16 protein-coding genes are annotated in these 17,418 nt (G+C 37.6%); 4 read left to right on the top strand and 12 right to left on the bottom strand.

The genetic code is table 11. The features are described 5' to 3' along the window. Window positions 1-152 precede the first annotated feature (152 nt). The 7 genes from MHB42_RS05400 to MHB42_RS05370 form a co-directional block, all read right to left on the bottom strand. The gene (locus tag MHB42_RS05400) at window positions 153-2,387 is read right to left on the bottom strand and encodes an FtsK/SpoIIIE family DNA translocase (RefSeq protein ID WP_340808537.1); all 2,235 of its coding nucleotides are present in this window, start codon (window positions 2,385-2,387) and stop codon (window positions 153-155) included. Between the two features lie 278 nt (window positions 2,388-2,665). Next, window positions 2,666-4,333, bottom strand: coding sequence for a ribonuclease J (locus MHB42_RS05395; protein ID WP_340804801.1), 1,668 nt, complete (start codon window positions 4,331-4,333; stop codon window positions 2,666-2,668). Window positions 4,334-4,716: 383 nt separating this feature from the next. Beyond that, window positions 4,717-5,616, bottom strand: coding sequence for a 4-hydroxy-tetrahydrodipicolinate synthase (dapA, locus tag MHB42_RS05390; protein WP_340804799.1), 900 nt, complete (start codon window positions 5,614-5,616; stop codon window positions 4,717-4,719). 20 nt (window positions 5,617-5,636) lie between these two features. Next, window positions 5,637-6,674: an aspartate-semialdehyde dehydrogenase gene (locus MHB42_RS05385; protein ID WP_340804798.1), complete on the bottom strand. Its 1,038-nt coding sequence runs from the start codon at window positions 6,672-6,674 to the stop codon at window positions 5,637-5,639. Between the two features lie 82 nt (window positions 6,675-6,756). After that, window positions 6,757-7,347: a dipicolinate synthase subunit B gene (locus tag MHB42_RS05380; RefSeq protein WP_340804797.1), complete on the bottom strand. Its 591-nt coding sequence runs from the start codon at window positions 7,345-7,347 to the stop codon at window positions 6,757-6,759. Beyond that, window positions 7,341-8,120, bottom strand: a complete 780-nt coding sequence (locus tag MHB42_RS05375; RefSeq protein ID WP_340804796.1) for a dipicolinate synthase — start codon at window positions 8,118-8,120, stop codon at window positions 7,341-7,343. Before MHB42_RS05375 ends, MHB42_RS05380 begins: the two co-directional genes overlap by 7 nt. A 9-nt stretch (window positions 8,121-8,129) precedes the next feature. Continuing rightward, entirely contained in the window at window positions 8,130-8,393 is a 264-nt protein-coding gene (locus MHB42_RS05370) for a hypothetical protein (protein WP_004224966.1), read from the bottom strand. 142 nt (window positions 8,394-8,535) lie between these two features. On the opposite strand from MHB42_RS05370, the gene MHB42_RS05365 reads away from it, so the two are divergent. Genes MHB42_RS05365 through MHB42_RS05350 form a run of 4 tightly spaced genes read left to right on the top strand, consistent with a single transcriptional unit; the run spans window position 8,536 to window position 11,011 of the window. Further along, a complete protein-coding gene (locus MHB42_RS05365; RefSeq protein WP_004224968.1) occupies window positions 8,536-8,913 on the top strand; it encodes a GntR family transcriptional regulator in 378 nt (125 codons plus the stop codon). A 1-nt stretch (window position 8,914) separates the two neighbouring features. Further along, on the top strand, window positions 8,915-9,757 hold the full coding sequence (locus MHB42_RS05360; protein ID WP_340804793.1) for an ABC transporter ATP-binding protein: 843 nt from the start codon (window positions 8,915-8,917) through the stop codon (window positions 9,755-9,757). A 2-nt stretch (window positions 9,758-9,759) separates the two neighbouring features. Continuing rightward, complete coding sequence (locus MHB42_RS05355; RefSeq protein WP_340804791.1) at window positions 9,760-10,386, top strand: ABC-2 transporter permease; 627 nt, start codon at window positions 9,760-9,762, stop codon at window positions 10,384-10,386. 10 nt (window positions 10,387-10,396) lie between these two features. Further along, window positions 10,397-11,011 (top strand): ABC-2 transporter permease, encoded by a 615-nt coding sequence (locus tag MHB42_RS05350; protein ID WP_340804790.1) that lies wholly within the window; start codon window positions 10,397-10,399, stop codon window positions 11,009-11,011. Window positions 11,012-11,351: 340 nt separating this feature from the next. On the opposite strand, the gene MHB42_RS05345 is transcribed toward MHB42_RS05350, so the two are convergent. The 5 genes from MHB42_RS05345 to ribF form a co-directional block, all read right to left on the bottom strand. After that, on the bottom strand, window positions 11,352-12,575 hold the full coding sequence (locus MHB42_RS05345) for a M16 family metallopeptidase (protein WP_340804788.1): 1,224 nt from the start codon (window positions 12,573-12,575) through the stop codon (window positions 11,352-11,354). Between the two features lie 99 nt (window positions 12,576-12,674). After that, window positions 12,675-14,789 carry a polyribonucleotide nucleotidyltransferase gene (gene pnp / locus MHB42_RS05340; RefSeq protein ID WP_340804786.1) on the bottom strand — a complete coding sequence of 705 codons (2,115 nt, stop codon included), beginning with the start codon at window positions 14,787-14,789 and terminating at the stop codon, window positions 12,675-12,677. Between the two features lie 455 nt (window positions 14,790-15,244). After that, a complete protein-coding gene (locus MHB42_RS05335; protein ID WP_340804784.1) occupies window positions 15,245-15,775 on the bottom strand; it encodes a DoxX family protein in 531 nt (176 codons plus the stop codon). Between the two features lie 263 nt (window positions 15,776-16,038). Next, window positions 16,039-16,308, bottom strand: a complete 270-nt coding sequence (gene rpsO / locus MHB42_RS05330; protein WP_053993966.1) for a 30S ribosomal protein S15 — start codon at window positions 16,306-16,308, stop codon at window positions 16,039-16,041. A 159-nt stretch (window positions 16,309-16,467) separates the two neighbouring features. Next, complete coding sequence (gene ribF, locus MHB42_RS05325) at window positions 16,468-17,418, bottom strand: riboflavin biosynthesis protein RibF (protein WP_340804782.1); 951 nt, start codon at window positions 17,416-17,418, stop codon at window positions 16,468-16,470.

The raw sequence follows: 17,418 nt of genomic DNA, 5'->3' as shown, positions 1-17,418 counted from the left end.
TCCTACTAATCGTTCATAAATATAACATTTTTGAAGAATGAAATAAATAGTTTTGATTAAAATCTGTTATAGAATTCATTGTTTATTTATTTCCATTACAAATAATTGGACAACCAGACAAAACGACCCATTATTTATAGCCTATTTTTTGTTTAGCTTTCATATTGATGGATAAGCACTTGGCGAGGCTTACTGCCCTCTGGTGGCCCAACAACCCCACGCTGCTCCATTTGATCGACAATGCGTGCAGCCCTTGAATAGCCTATACGGAAGCGGCGCTGAAGCATTGAAACAGAGGCTGTTTGCATATTAACGACTAATTGTACAGCTTCATCATATAATTCGTCTGTTTCCTCTAAAATGGTTTCCTCCTCAGTAGGAATCATTTCCTCCTGATACTGTGCCTTTTGCTGTTCTATAACAAAATTAACGACTGATTCAACCTCTTGGTCGGATAAAAAAGCACCCTGTACTCGCTTTGGCTTGGAGGCACCAGCAGGTAAAAACAGCATATCACCACGACCAAGTAAACGCTCTGCTCCACCCATATCTAAAATCGTTCTGGAGTCAATTGCGGAGGATACAGCAAAGGCAATTCTTGAAGGAATATTTGCCTTAATAACACCTGTTAACACATCTACACTTGGTCTTTGCGTTGCAATAATCAAATGAATGCCTGCTGCCCGCGCCATTTGTGCTAAGCGTGTAATGGAATCCTCCACATCATTGGACGCCACCATCATTAAATCTGCTAGCTCATCCACAATCACAACAATATATGGTAGCTTTGGATGCTTTTCATCTGTTTGGTCATTCATTCTTTGAACATGTGCATTATAGCCTTCAATATTTCGCGTACCTGTATGTGAAAATAGATCATAGCGACGTTCCATCTCAGAAACTACCTTTTTCAAGGCTTGCGAAGCTTTGCGTGCATCTGTTACAACAGGCGCTAATAAATGTGGAATGCCATTATAAACATTTAACTCTACCATTTTTGGATCAATCATCATTAATTTCACTTCATGTGGCTTTGTACGCATTAATATCGATACAATAATGCCATTGATACAGACACTTTTCCCGCTACCTGTCGAACCTGCTACAAGTAAATGTGGCATTTTATTTAACTCTGCTAACACAGCTTGTCCCGTAATGTCACGCCCAAATGCAACTTGCAATAAAGCTTCTGGCTTTGCACCATCCTTTGACTCTAATACTTCACGCAATGTCACAATCGCTACCTCACTATTTGGTACTTCAATGCCAATCGCAGATTTTCCGGGTATTGGCGCTTCCATCCGAATATCTTTTGCAGCAAGCGCTAGCGCAAGATCATCCTGCAGATTAACGATTTTGCTTACTTTCACACCAATATCAGGTAAAATTTCATATTTTGTCACAGCTGGCCCTAAATGCACCTGAGTCACCTTTGCCTTGACGCCAAAGCTTTGTAATGTTTGTTCAAGCTTTTTAGCATTTGCTTGGATAACCGAATATTCCCCACTTTGGTCATGCTGTGGTGGTAATTGTAATAAATGATAGGATGGCAGTTGATAATCTGCATTTTCTACAGCATCTGTACCTTGGATATGAACATCCTCTACCGCTTCTTCTAGTTCATTTTCCACCGTATGTGTCACATCAAACCCATCACTTTCATGTGATACATTTTGTGTAAAAGCAGAAATAATTGGCTCATGAGCGGGCTCTTCTTCTTCATATACTGGTATATCAGCATCCTGCTCCACCGCTGCTATTTCATCCGTATTTTCTACTCTTGAGCGTCGATTGCTTGGCTTTTTAGGTATATTTTTCTTCTTTTCATGGCGCTTCTTTTTCCATTTTCCAAATAAATCAGGCATTTTCTCTGCTAAATAAGGTACTAATGCTTTGCCTGTTACAAGAATTAAGCCAATAAAGAAAATAACCCATGCTACTACTTTTGCGCCTGATGCATCAAATAATACGTGTAGCCCACTATAGAGCAATGCACCAATCATACCTCCACCTAAAGCATCACTACGATGGATAATACCATCTGTACTTATTAAAATTCGCCATGATTCACGTAAAACAGAATCAGATAATAAACCACCTGATTTTGACAATTGCTCAAATAATATGCCATGACTAAAAATTGTTAAGCTCATAATAATCAGCACTAGCCCCATTATTAAACGATCCTTTATGCCTACCTTTTTACGGCCAATCATCAATAATAGCGCAATAAAGATAAGCATAAATGGCACAGCGAAGTGTAAATTTCCTAAAAAAAACATAGCTATTGTTTGTAGTGTACGTCCAATCACACCATACTCAAAAATCATGATGATGGCTAACGCAATAAAGAGTACACCTAGAATTTCATACATAAGCGGATGCATTTCTTTTTTTTCAGTTGTTGCCTTACTTTTCGTTGTTTTTTTCTTCCTTACTACCACCTATTTCACCTTCTTTTGCAATCCATTTTACTCCGTATTCACACTCTTTTTTGTACCAAAAGCGTAGCATCAGGTACAAGCTGGAAGATTTCCACCGATTGCAGGTTCACTTTATATATGCAACCAATCATAACATGTAGAACTTCTTGATTTCAAAAAAAGGATTTTCCACCGTAATTGGGAGAAAATCCTTTTTTGCAAAGCTGTGATGATTATCTACATTAATACTCCATAATAATTGGGATAATCATTGGACGACGCTTTGTTTTTTGGAATAAATACGTATTTAATGTATCTCGAATTTCTTGCTTAATATTTGTCCACTCGAATGTATCTTTGCCAACATATTTTTCAATAACATTTTTAGCAATATCTGAAGCCTCAACCATTAATTCTTCTGATTCACGCACATAAACAAAGCCGCGTGATAAGATTTCTGGACCAGATGCAATTTTCTTTTGCGCTCGGTTTAATGTCACAACGACAATAAAAATACCATCTTGTGATAATAGCTTACGATCACGTAGCACAATATTGCCTACATCGCCTACACCAATCCCATCAATTAAAACATTGCCAGCTTGTACACGACCGCTCATACGCATTTTATTATTTTTATATTCAACAATATCCCCTTTATCGGCGATAAATATTTGGGATTTATGCATGCCTAGCTGCTGTGCTAGCTTAGAGTGAGCAATTAACATACGGTACTCACCTTGAACAGGAATAAAATACTTCGGTTGCATTAAGTTAAGCATTAGCTTTAAATCTTCCTGACTACCATGTCCTGATACATGGACATTTTTGCTGGAAGTTAAAATTTCAGCGCCTGCTTTTGAGAGAGCATTCATTGTATTAGCCATTTGCACCTCCATATTTGGAGAAGGTGTAAATGTAATCAATACTGTATCGCCCTGCTTAATTTTAATATCACGGTGATGCTTGCGGACGATTTTTTCTAACGCATCCAGTGGCTCTCCTCTATTACCCGTTGTAATAATAATAATTTCATCATCTTGGTATTTCTGCATTTCCGAAATCGGAATAATTGTTTCCTCATCAACCGTTAAATAACCAAGCTGCACACCTAAATCTACAGCTTTTTCTAAAGGTTTACCAACAATCACTACTTTACGGAATGATTTCTGTGCTTGGGCAAACACTTGTTGAATACGAATAAAGTTGGATGCATAGACAGCTACTAAAATACGACCTGGTGCTGAGTGGAATGTTTTTGATAATTGTTCTTCAATCACAATCTCCGATGTCGTATAACCTGGTCGCTCTGCTTCACACGACTCAGATAATAAAATAAAAACGCCGTCCTCCCCTAATTGTGCCATTTTCGCTAAATCTGGTTTAAATTTACCTGTCGCTGATTGATCGAATTTAAACTCTCCTGTATGAACAATCGCGCCTTCAGATGTATGGAACACTACCCCTAACGAATCGGGAATACTATGTGTTGTGTGGAAGAATGTTACATACGTTGAGTTAAAATTCATACGACTGCGGTTTGTTACTTCAAAAAACTTGACCTGATGTGGTGCAGGCAATTCTTTTAAATGTTCCTTTGCTAAAGCAATTGTTAGTTTCGATCCGTACACAGGAGCCTTTATTTTTTGTAATACATAGGCAATAGAGCCAATTGCATCTTCATGACCATGTGTTAAGAAAATACCTTTTACACGCTCTTTATTTTCTTCCAAATACGCAATATCAGGAATTACGATATCAATCCCAAGCATTTCGTCTTCTGGGAACATTAAACCGCTATCCACCACAAATAGCTCTTCATCAATTTCTACTACGTACATGGCTTTCCCAATTTCGCCTACGCCTCCAAGAGGGATGATGCGAATTAATTCATTTTTCTTTTTTGTCAATTTATTTCCTCCTAAAAATATCCCGAACAGCAACCACTTAACATTTATTATACGGTTTGCACAGCTTTTGCACAAATTAAAAATACATGTTTCACAGTGAAAATAGATTTTCCTGTTAATTTTGATTGCTGGTAGCTGGAAAAACACAGATTGACAGGCATCTACTTTAAAGTTTCGCATTACTGTTATAAGCTTGTGCTTATTTTCATTATGTAAAGTTCATTGATTGAATAACAAAAGACATTGAGCTTCTCAATGCCCTTTGTTAAAAGCTGAATTCGTTCACTTTTCCAAACCTGTTGCTAGGTCAGCCTTCTATATATAAAAAGCTAGCAGAAAATCAGCGTTATAAGCTGATTTTTCTACTAGCCTTATTGCGTGGGTTATCTAAAATTTTTCGCTTTTTCTTGATACGTATCCCAAATGCGGTCAAAGTTTGCCTTTTCTTCATCTGTCATTTCCATCATTGGCAGACGAACATTGAGCGTATCAAAGCCTAACTTTGTCATCGCATATTTAATTGGCGATGGGTTTGGTTGAGCAAACAGCGCACGTACTAGAGGTAATAATGCTCGATGAATTTTGGCTGCTAGCTCATGATTGCCTTCTTCAAACGCTTTAATCATTAACTGCATATCATTGCCAACAACATGGGCTGCTACTGAAATAACACCAGCGCCGCCAATCGCCATCAGCGGTAATGTTAAACCATCATCTCCGCTATACACTAAGAAATCATCAGCAGGATCAACATTTTCAATAATGTCGCCCATCTGATCTAAATTGCCACTTGCTTCCTTAATCCAAGCAATATTAGGAATCTTACTTAAGGCAACAGAAGTTTCATAGGCAACATTCACACCTGTGCGCCCAGGAACATTATAAAGCATCACAGGTAAATTTGTTTGCTTAGCAATTGTTTCAAAGTGGGCATAAATACCTCGTTGATTTGGCTTATTGTAATATGGTGCTACAAGCATAATACCATCTGCACCATTTTCCTCTGCCTTATGTGTCATCATAATGGAATAAGCTGTTTCATTATCTCCTGTCCCTGCAATAACAGGTACTCGACCTGCTACTTTCTCTACAGTAAAACGTACAACCTCGATTTTTTCTTCAGTTGACATTGTTGGGTTTTCAGAGGTCGTACCACAAGCAACGATACAATCTGTACCATTGTCAATTAAATGATTAATAATGCGTTCTAATTCTGGGTAATTAATTGTGCCATCATCTTTAAACGGCGTAATCATAGCCGTTCCAATTCGACCTAAATTCATCCTTACACCCCTCTTATAGCTTATAGTAAGTTATCCTCAAGCATTGCTTCTGCAATTTGGATAGAGTTTAATGCAGCACCTTTTAATAAATTGTCGGAAACAATCCATAAATGGAATCCTTTGCTGTTATCTAAATCTTGACGGATACGTCCTACAAAAGTAGCGTCCTCCCCTTCTGCATAAATTGGCATTGGGTAAGTTTGTGTTGCAATATCATCCTGCAATACTATTCCTGGTGCATGACGTAGTACGTCAAAAATATCTTGCACTGATGCGTCTTTTTCTACTTCAATATAAACAGATTCAGAGTGACCTGAAACAACTGGCACACGAACACAAGTAGCAGCTACATTTAGTTCTGGTGCATGCATAATTTTTTTTGTTTCATTAATCATTTTCATTTCTTCGTATGTAAATCCGTTATCTGTGAATTTATCGATTTGTGGGATGACATTACGAGCGATTGGGTAATGGCGTTGATCACTAGCAGCTGGTAAAATACTTGCTTCTACATTCTTGCCAGCTTCCCAATTAGCACTTTGTGTTTTTAATTCTTGAATAGCAGAAATACCTGCACCTGAAACAGCTTGATATGTTGAAACAAGTACTTTTGTTAAACCAAATGCAGCGCGAATTGGTTCAAGTGCAGCTACCATTTGAATTGTTGAACAGTTTGGATTAGCGATAATGCCTTTATGTTTGGCAAGGTCGCCACGGTTCACTTCAGGTACAACAAGCGGTACTTCTGGGTCCATACGGAAATGACTCGTATTATCAATCACAACTGCCCCACGCTTAGCTGCCTCTGGTGCAAGTGCAGCTGATACGGAACCACCTGCTGAGAATAAAGCGACATTGACGCCTTCAAAAGCTTCAGGTGTCGCTTCTTCAATTGTATATGTTTGACCATTAAATTCGATTGGTTTGCCTGCTGAACGTGCAGAAGCTAAAAATTTAATTGTCCCTATTGGAAATTTACGTTTAATTAATTGCTCCATCATTTTTGAGCCTACTGCCCCTGTTGCTCCAACAACAGCAACTGTTAACTGCTTTGTCATCTATCATCTCTCCTTGAATACAAGTTCCATAATGTGTGCTATTGTATCATAAAAATACTGAAAATTGTGTGTAATCTATAATTTATTTAAAATATTGTATCAAGAGTGGCTGTAATTGCTTTTTTTGCGTAATTGCTGCATGAACAGTTGCTACCATTTGGTCAAAATCAGCAATTAATGAATTCGGTTTGGAGTGTGGGGCATCCTGACCAAATGGGATAAAATAAATATTTTTGGCATTTAATAATTTCATAATATTAATGCCATTTAACCCAAGAGCATCATTTGTTGAAATGCCTAATACAACAGGTGAGCCATTACGTAATGTTGCTTTTGCAGCCATTAATACAGGGCTATCTGTTGCTGCATTGGCAAATTTACTAATGCTATTTCCTGTCATTGGTGCAATGACCATTGCATCTAATGGATTGGATGGTCCAAATGGCTCTGCCTCTTTGATAGAGGAAACGACCTTTTCTCCTGTTAATGCCTCTATTTTTGCCACCCATTCCTCTCCAGTACCGAAGCGTGTAGCAGCATGTAAAACGGAGTGTGTAATAATGGGAATAACGCTCGCTCCTACATCAATAAAATTTTGAATTTTAGGTATAACATCTTCATACGTACAATGGGAGGCTGTAATACCTAGCCCAATTCGTTTTCCCGTTAACAATTTTCTTCCTCCTCTATCGCTTTGCACAATATTTTAGCAGCATCATGTGCAAAGTATTTCCCAGGCAATGATGGTAATAGTACATACGTTTGCAGTTGTTCGGCATCTATATCTAAACAGCCTGGCTCTGATGCTAAATCATATAAAACGGCTGGAACATGCTCCTTAAAGGACTCTGTAATCCATTTAGCTGGAATGGTATTAATAAAAATACTATTATGAATCGACCATTGGCGGTCATCTATGTTTGTTGCTTTATAACCATATGCTTTTGCTTCACTTATTTGCACAACAGAGCGTGCAACAATATGCACATCGGCTCCCATTTTAACAAGTAAAGAGGCGAGCATTTTGGCGATGCGTCCAAAGCCTGCGATTGTAAAATTTTGTCCGTAAATACATTTTTGCTCGAGTCCGTAAAACGTGGCGATAAATCCCTCCGCTGTTAACCGCGCATTCTGCCAAATAAATGATTCTTGTTGTAAATAGCAAATAGATTCATTTTTCTCTAGTAATTGCTTCCAATGCATTGTTAATCGACCTGTATAAAATTTCACTTGTGATATACCATAGAGCTGCTCAACTTCTATTTTTAATGGAAGAATAGGTAATACGATTTTATTAGGCTGGAATTCTAAAACAAGTTTATTTAACTCTTCGTTCCATACGGTTGTTCTTTTATAAAATACTGTTCTCGATGGACTTCTTAGCATTGTAGCTAGTTCCTTTAATCGGGAGTCCTCACCGATAACAAGCCATTTTTCGTTTTCCAAAAGCTCACCTCACTGTAAATATTCTGACTGTACTGTAGATGTCTTATTAAATAAAATACGATCTTCACCAATTAAAATAATTTCGTGCCAAGGTATCATTTCACTAACTTTCATTTTCTTTTTTTGGAATGGTAGTTTATCTTTCACAATTTCAAAACCATGTATTTTTCCTGTTTGCACATCTAATAGGCATTCTGTATGTGCCAGGATGCCAAAATGTACGCCACCCTCAATTTGAATTAACTCCTTATCCACCATCTCAGATAGTAGCATGCCTCATCTCCCTCCTTGAGCCGTTACCTCAATATATGCGGACTTTTTGCAAATCGTGACCCCTACCTAAAGTACGAATATGTTGCATTTCCATCGCCTTCTGTATATAGTGTATATATACAGTTATAAGAGGTGATGATTTGTGCATATCCATTTAAGTAATGCGAGTGAAAAACCTATTTATGAGCAAATCACCATACAGCTCAAAGAGGCTATTTTAGCTAATAAATTACAGGCTGGTGATGCACTACCGTCTATCCGCGCTTTAGCAAAGGATTTAAAAATAAGTGTGATGACCACTAAACGTGCCTATGCTGATTTAGAGCGAGATGGTTTCATTGAAACTGTCGCTGGTAAAGGGAGCTTTGTCACAGAACGAAATCAAGACTTTCTACGTGAGGAGCTATTACGGCAAGTAGAGGGGCATTTGCAAAAGGCAGCAAAAATAGCGAAAACCGCTGGACTTTCTAGTGAAGAATTACAAGAACTACTATCTTTAATGTTAGAGGAGGATAAGTAATATGAATGCCATTGAAATTCATGATCTACATAAGGGCTTTGAAGGCTTTTTTCTTAAAGATATAAGTTTTTCCGTCCCTCAAGGCACGGTAATGGGTTTTGTTGGAGAAAACGGGGCTGGCAAATCAACAACGATAAAATGCATGCTGAATTTAATAAAAAAAGAATATGGCGAAATTTTGCTATTTGGCAAAGATCATGTCGAAAACGAACTATCGATAAAAAACGACATCGGCGTTGTATTTGACGATTTACATGTACCAGAAACGCTAAATGCGACGCAACTCGACAAAATCATGAGAAAAGTATTTCAAACATGGGATTCAGACTATTATTTTGAAAGATTAGCTCAATTTAAGGTGCCAAAGAGGAAGAAGATAAAGGAACTATCACGAGGAATGAGGATGAAGCTATCAATTGCCTTAGCATTGGCACATCATCCAAAATTATTGATTTTAGATGAGCCAACAAGTGGATTAGACCCTATTATTCGGGATGAAATTCTGGATTTATTTTTAGCATTTATGCAGGATGAAACGCACAGCATTTTATTTTCTTCGCATATTACAAGCGATTTAGAAAAAATTGCTGACTATATTACGTTAATTCATAATGGTGAGATTTTATTGAGCGAGAGTAAAGATGCTCTATTATATGAATATGGTATTTTCAAAGGTAACAGTGAGGAAGTAAACGACTTGCCAGAGCATGCTATTCTAAGAACCCGTCCTGGTGCGTTTGGAATAGAAGCATTAGTTCTGAAAAATGAAGTAAATGAGGCTTTCAGACTTGAAAGGCCTTCTATAGAAGATATCATGCTATTTTTCGTGAAAGGTAGTGTTTAAATATGGTAGGACTTATCCTAAAAGATTTAATGACCATTCAACGACAAATGAAAGCACAAGCATTTGTTCTTATATTTCTTCTTATGATGGCTATTTTTATGCAGCAAAGCGCAATGCTTCTAGCTGTTATTGTTTTTATTGTTACGATACAAGCGATAACTGCGCTTAGCTACGATGAACAAAGTAAGTGGGATAAATACGCTAATACTTTACCAATTTCTAAAGCAGATATCGTTTTTAGTAAATATATACTTAGTGTGATGTTAATGATTTTCGGACTTGTTATGGCATTACCTATCCTATTTTTTATCAATTTTTTTACCAAAAACGACATCACTTTAGAATTTTTCCTAACGTTTAATTTGATCATAACATCGGCGCTCTGTTTATTAGCCGTATTACTACCTATCTATATTAAATTTGGCTCTATTAAAGGAAGAATAGTCCTCATTGCGTTTTGTTTTATCCCTGGTTTCTTAACGGGGATATTTAAAGAATATATCCCTGATATGACTCAAACGTTTCTATATTTAAAGCAATACGTCTATTTAGCACCTTTGGGCGGGCTAATACTGCTCTGCCTCTCCTCTCTAGTTTCTACTGCTATTTATAAAAGAAAAGAGTTTTAGGAGGGATCTCATGCGAGCACTGTTGTTACAAAGAATTGTCGTACAAAAATGGACTATTCTTTTTACAATGACGATATGTTTACTTCTTCATTTTGTACATTTACCTTTTGTAGATAGTCCTTCTATCGGATTATTTGTTGTCGTTATTTCTGCCAACATCGTAGATAATTTATATAAAGGCGACCGTCAAGTAAAGTGGACAATGTATGTCAATACGCTACCTCTATTAAAGAAAACACAATTGCAATCCGATTTTTTATTTTGCTATGGCCTTATTGCATTGCTCTTTACTATCCTTGCGCCTATGTATTTCACACAACCTGATGCATCTGAAAATTTTATCGAGCATCTTGCTATGTACTTTGCTTATATAAGTAGCGCCTCTTTACTTATCTGTAGTCAATTTTATATTCAGCATCTTGATGAAACAGAGAGAATGAGAACGGTTAGAATGCTTACAGCTATTGTGCTTATCATTCTGCTAAATTTTGTTATTCATTATTATTTATCACTAGTAGCTGCAAATTTAATTATCTTATTCATACCAACACTGGTTAGTATCCTCATCACTTTTCTTGTGTTTCACAAATGTCTTTATTTATATTTGGCAAAGGAAATTTGCTAAAGCTAAATATTCATCAAAAAATAGGCTGCCTTATTTGGCAGCCTATTTTTAATTGTGTTGAATAGCAAAACAGTCAATTAAAAGGAAATGGATTTCATTGCAGGCTACTTGCTTTCCTATGAGCATGTGCAGAGCGGCTTCCTTCGCTACCTCTCCATTTAGAGAGGGTGACATGTCTCGCTATCCCCGGGAATCAAGTACCTTCCTCGCCAGTTTAATAAAGTGTTACCTTTTGGGTAAAGGTTTTATGGAGGGCTGTTGTCACTTATCCACATTGAAAATAAATGCCAATCTCCTATCTAATAATAGCTTGAACAAATGCTATCTTATTAAAATATCTTTATTCGCTAGGACCTATGATTGAGATAGCTGGTTCTGCTTTTAAAATTTTGGCAATCAGCCGATCTACAGACTCCATCGATACGGCATCTATCGATTTAAGAACCTCGTCTACAGTTCGATGCTTGCGATGGACAAGTTCACTTGTTCCATTGCGATTCATACGAGCACCTGTCCCCTCTAAGCCAAGGACAAAGCTGCCTTTAAGCTGCTCTTTTGCATTATCAAGCTCCTCCTCTGTAACACCACCTGCTACAATATCTAGTAAAGTGGCATCAATGGTATGCTGAAGCTGTGCTAATTGCTGTCGACTCGTACTACCATAAATCGTAAAAGCACCTACATCGGCATAACATGATTGATAGGAAAAAATAGAATAGGCTAGCCCTCGTTCCTCACGCACCTCTTGAAACAGTCGTGAGCTCATATTACCACCGATAATGCTATTTAGCGCAATAAAGCTATACATGTCAGGGTCCTTTACACCAATTGCTGGATAGGAAATCGCTAGGTGTGCTTGCTCTGTATCACGTATTTTCATAATTTCCCCTGCATGAAACGTCGGATATGTTAATACTGGCTCAATAGCAAGCGGTGAAGGCTTGTAGTGCCCAAAGAGCTGTTCAATCGTTGCAAGAAGCTGTGGTGAGATATTGCCTGCAACAGAAATAACAACAGACTCAGGACCATAATGCTTTGCCATATACTGTCGTATTGTTGCTGCTGTAAATGTTTTTAATGTAGCAGCTGTACCTAAAATTGGACGACCAAGTGCATCATTTGGATACATCACGCTCCATAGCTTTTCATGCACATCGTCATCAGGGGCATCTTCGCTCATTAATATTTCCTCTAATACAACTTGTCGCTCTTTTTCCAATTCTTCTTCGGCAAATGTAGAGTTAAAAAACATATCTGCTAATATCGTCATCGCAAGCTCTGCATGATGGTCTAAAACCTTGGCATAATAACATGTATTTTCTTTCGAGGTAAAAGCATTAAGCTCTCCGCCAATTCGATCAAACTCTTCTGCAATTTGCCGTGCTGAGCGAGTTGCTGTTCCTTTAAACAGCATATGTTCAATAAAATGTGTAATACCATTCTCTTCAGGCAGCTCATAGCGAGAGCCTGCATTGACAAAAATACCTAAAGCTACAGACCTTACATAATCAATTTGCTCCGACACAATTCGCACACCATTTGGGCATGTATGTACTTGAACCAAAAAATCTCCCCCACTTCTATCTTTCTCTCTTTCTTGTAAACATAAGTATTTTATAGGATTGAAAAAGACTGCGCACTATACGCAGCCTTTCCATTATTATTATTTGCCTTGTGCAGCGCGCTCTTTTTCCTCTTGTACAACTACTTTACGAGATAAATTCACACGACCTTGCTTATCAATTTCAATCACTTTGACAAGTAATTCATCACCAAGCTTTAAAACATCCTCAACTTGCTTTGTACGTTCCTCTTGGATTTCAGAAATGTGTAGCAAGCCATCTTTGCCTGGGAAGATTTCACAAAACGCACCGAATTTTTCAATACGCTTCACTGTTGCTAGGTAGTATTCGCCTTCTTTTGCTTCACGTACAATATCTTCAATAATTTGTTTTGCGCGTGCATTCATTGCTTCATCAGCAGAAGAAATATAGATTGTACCATCTTGTTCTGTATCTATCTTTACGCCTGTTTCTTCAATAATTTTATTAATTTGTTTACCGCCAGGTCCGATTACATCGCGGATTTTATCTGGATTAATTTTTACAATAACGATTTTTGGCGCAAACTCAGATAATTTTTGACGTGGTTCTGATAGTGTTGCAAGCATTGACTCTAAAATATGCATACGTCCTACTTTAGCCTGTGTTAGTGCTTCTTCTAAAATATTGCGAGATAACCCATCAATTTTAATATCCATTTGTAGAGCTGTTACACCTTTAGCTGTACCGGCAACTTTAAAGTCCATATCACCTAAATGGTCTTCCATTCCTTGAATATCCGTTAAAATGGAGTAATGCTCACCTTTTTTAATAAGACCCATTGCGATACCTGCTACTGGTGCTTTTAATGGAACACCTGCATCCATCATCGCTAATGTTGATGCACAGATGGAAGCCTGAGATGTAGAACCGTTTGATTCCAATACCTCTGATACACAGCGGATTGTATATGGGAACTCAGATTCATCTGGAATAACCGCTTCAAGCGCACGCTCACCTAAAGCACCGTGACCAATTTCACGACGACCTGGTCCACGGATTGGGCCTGTTTCCCCTACAGAAAATTGCGGGAAGTTATAATGGTGCATAAAGCGTTTTGATTCTTCTACACCTAAACCATCAATAATTTGTACATCACCAAGTGCCCCTAGTGTACAAATTGATAATGCTTGTGTTTGTCCACGTGTAAATAGTGCCGAACCATGCGTACGTTGTAATAAGCCAGTTTCAGATGAAAGTGGTCGAATTTCATCGAGCTTACGACCATCAGGACGAATTTTGTCCTCTGTAATTTGACGACGTACCTCGTCTTTTACCATCTTATCGAGAATCGTATACACTTGCTTCATTGTTTCTTCGTCTGCTTCTTGCTCTTCATAGGAAGCAACCACACGATCTTTTACTGCTTGAATCGCCTCATCACGTGCATGCTTCTCAGCCGTTTGAATTGCATCATGCATATCCGCTTCACAAACTGCTTTTATATCTGCTTGAATCGCTTCATCAATTTCAAATAATGTCACTGGTAGCTTTTCTTTACCTACCTCTGCTGCAATTTGCTCTTGGAAGGCAATGATTTTTTTAATTTCCTCATGACCAAACATAATTGCCTCTAACATTGTTTCTTCTGGCACTTCAAGCGCACCAGCCTCAACCATGTTAATCGCATCTTTGTTACCTGCTACAGATAAGTGAATTGTTGATTGGTTAGATTGCTCCACTGTTGGGTTTACAATAAACTCCCCATCAATATAGCCAACTTGTACACCTGCTATTGGCCCGTTAAATGGAATATCTGAAATTGCTAATGCTAATGATGAACCAACCATTGCTGCCATTTCAGAAGTACAATTAGGGTCATTTGACATGACCATCGAAATGACTTGTACTTCATTACGGAAGCCATCTGGGAACATCGGGCGAATTGGACGGTCAATTAAGCGGCTTGCTAAAATTGCCTTTTCAGAAGGGCGTCCTTCACGTTTAATAAAGCCGCCAGGAATTTTACCTGCAGCATATAGACGTTCTTCATAGTTAACTGTTAATGGGAAGAAATCAAGTGGTTTTGGTGATTTTGACATTGTTGCTGTAGCAAGTACAGAAGTATCGCCATAACGGACTAATACGGCTCCATTTGCTTGTTTTGCTAACTGTCCAACTTCAATAACAAGTGGACGGCCAGCCCATTCGTAGGAATAGACTTTCTTTTCGTTCATTTAATGAACCCCTCTCTATTATAAAACACTTACTTCGTCTGTATGTACTAATAGTAAGTGTACCAAAAATGCTTGTTCTATGCTAAAAAATATTTTATAAACTAATCATACAGTTAAATTCAGTTATTGCCAATTTATTTAAGATTTATTTCGACATTTTATCGAAAACATTTTTACCCTAGCAATAACCTTTTTTACTCCATTATTTTTCAAGTGCAAATTTATCCAATACTATCATTATACCACGGATACTCACTTAATCGTCCAAAGAATATTTATAGTGATGCATATATTTTACTGTTGCACATTGGGAGTGCAAATACAACCTGCCTCAATAATTTGATTTTAGCGTCTTGCAAAACAGTAAGAGCAAGGGGCATCCACGCTTAAAAATCCTATACACGATAAAAATCCCCCTGTCATTATTTTGACAGAGGGGTTTGAGTTGAGCTATGCTATGTATTTTTAGAGATAGCTTTTGTTGAAGTGTCATTTATATTTGCTATTTTTAGTTCTTCTCTAAATAATGGTATCACGAAGCGGTCTAGTCCAAATTTACCTGCATTATAGCCTGCAGCTGCAATAAAGATAGCTAATAAAATATCCCAAGGATTACTGGATATTGTGCCTGCTAGTAAAAATGCAAAGTTCATAACCATGCCGAAAAATGCTGCATATGTTGTTAAACAGCCAAGAATCAGCCCTAGCCCTACTAAAACCTCTCCCCAAGGAATTAAAATATTAATAAGCTGTGCATTAGGTACAGCAAATGCCTCAATAAATTTTACATATAACGGATACATTAATTCGCCACTGCTACCACTTGTTACGGGATTTTCCACCGCATTTATCAAAAAGCCAGTTGCATCAAAATCATTGACTACCTTTCCCCACCCTGCTGTTAGCCAATGCCATCCTAAGTAAATACGAATAACTGTTAATACGCCAGCAACAATTGTGTTTTCTCGTAACAGTTTATTAAACATACAACTCACCCTTTTCTCTTGACAATGTTATTGAAAGCAACTTCTTTTATACTCAATCATTGTTTTAGATCAATCGTCGCATGACTTTTGTCTAAACAATACGATGTGATTAAAATATATCACCGTTGTATTTCGTATAAATCTTTTTTAGCGATCGTTCATGGTTGTGTAAAAAAGTTGTGACTTTCTGATGAACAAAGACGCAAGATAAAAAAAGACTATAGACATGTAAACATGTCTATAGTCTTAAATCTTGCTATTAATTAGCGACGTAAGCCTAAACGGTTGATTAATTCACGGTAGCGTTGTACGTCAGTTTCACGAAGATATTTTAATAAGTGACGACGACGACCTACCATTTTAAGAAGACCACGCTCAGAGTGGAAATCTTTTTTGTGTGTACGTAAGTGAGTGTTTAAAGCATTGATTTCTGCTGTTAATACTGCAACTTGTACTTCTGGTGAACCAGTGTCACTTTCGTGAGTGCGATACTCAGCGATAATTTCGTTTTTACGTTCTTTTGAAATAGCCATTTATATGGACCTCCTAAATAATAATGTATCCCCATTAGCACAGTAAACGTTGGAGTCATCGATATACCGAGCTAAGGTTAAGCATTTATGCACTTATGAATGTTACCATAAAACAATTGGTCAAGCAAGTAAAAACACTGACTTAGCGAATGGAACAAGCTATTGAAGCTCATTAAAATAGCGAATAGTTTCTTGTTTATCCTTTTCGATTTGGGTTTTTAATGCTTCAATGCCATCAAATTTTCGTTCACTGCGAATACGTTTATACCACGTGACATGAACTTCCTCACCATAGATATTTTTATCAAAGTTTAAAATATGGACTTCAATGGAGAGCTGCTTATTGCTTGGGTCTTTGAAAGTAGGTTTATAGCCTACATTACAAACAGCATCATACCAATTATTTTGCACAAGCAAACGCACCGCATAGACACCACTTGCTGGAATATACGTTCCTTCCAATGCTTGAATATTTGCGGTTGGGAAGCCTATTGTACGCCCACGCTTATCGCCATGCACAACAATACCACTAATTTCAAATGGTCTTCCTAATAATGTTCTTGCAGCTTCCATCTCGCCTTCCTGTAAAAGCTTACGAATACGAGTAGAGCTAATTTTTTCAATATCATCTGTTTTTTTATCAACAATCGTTACACCGTAATCGCCATTACTTAATGCGCGCATATCCTCCATTGTACCTTTTCCAAATGCGCCAAAAGAAAAATCAAATCCAGCTGTCACATGCTGAATATTTAATTCGCGAATAAATGTATCAATAAATGCAGCGGGTGAAAGCTTGGCAAAGTCAGATGTAAAATGAACAACAAATACGGCATTCACACCTAGCTCCTTGAAAAGCTGTAATTTCTGCTGTAAAAGTGTAATATAGAAAACCTTTTCATTACGTCCACCAAGGACTAGTGAAGGATGTGGATCGAATGTCATTACCGCAGTTGGAATGTGCCGCTTGTCCCCCTCTTCCTTCGCTGTCTTAATCACTGCTTGATGCCCTCTATGTACACCATCGAAAAAGCCTAGTGCTAATGAATATGGTTGCTTGCTTTCTCGCTGTTGTAATTGATGAGGGTATTTTAAATGAATGACCTCCAT

Source organism: Lysinibacillus sp. FSL K6-0232 (genome assembly GCF_038008325.1).
GTDB lineage: Bacteria > Bacillota > Bacilli > Bacillales_A > Planococcaceae > Lysinibacillus.
Note: the sequence above shows the minus strand (reverse complement) of the source record. Positions and strands in the feature narration are given on the sequence as shown.

Excerpts from the sequence above, each read along its gene's own strand:
- MHB42_RS05400 (WP_340808537.1), bottom strand. The coding sequence starts at position 2,387 with ATGCATCCGCTTATGTATGAAATTCTAGGTGTACTCTTTATTGCGTTA.
- dapA (WP_340804799.1), bottom strand. The coding sequence starts at position 5,616 with ATGAATTTAGGTCGAATTGGAACGGCTATGATTACGCCGTTTAAAGAT.
- MHB42_RS05385 (WP_340804798.1), bottom strand. The coding sequence starts at position 6,674 with ATGACAAAGCAGTTAACAGTTGCTGTTGTTGGAGCAACAGGGGCAGTA.
- MHB42_RS05370 (WP_004224966.1), bottom strand. The coding sequence starts at position 8,393 with ATGCTACTATCTGAGATGGTGGATAAGGAGTTAATTCAAATTGAGGGT.
- MHB42_RS05360 (WP_340804793.1), top strand. The coding sequence starts at position 8,915 with ATGAATGCCATTGAAATTCATGATCTACATAAGGGCTTTGAAGGCTTT.
- MHB42_RS05355 (WP_340804791.1), top strand. The coding sequence starts at position 9,760 with ATGGTAGGACTTATCCTAAAAGATTTAATGACCATTCAACGACAAATG.
- MHB42_RS05350 (WP_340804790.1), top strand. The coding sequence starts at position 10,397 with ATGCGAGCACTGTTGTTACAAAGAATTGTCGTACAAAAATGGACTATT.
- pnp (WP_340804786.1), bottom strand. The coding sequence starts at position 14,789 with ATGAACGAAAAGAAAGTCTATTCCTACGAATGGGCTGGCCGTCCACTT.
- MHB42_RS05335 (WP_340804784.1), bottom strand. The coding sequence starts at position 15,775 with ATGTTTAATAAACTGTTACGAGAAAACACAATTGTTGCTGGCGTATTA.
- rpsO (WP_053993966.1), bottom strand. The coding sequence starts at position 16,308 with ATGGCTATTTCAAAAGAACGTAAAAACGAAATTATCGCTGAGTATCGC.
- ribF (WP_340804782.1), bottom strand. The coding sequence starts at position 17,418 with ATGGAGGTCATTCATTTAAAATACCCTCATCAATTACAACAGCGAGAA.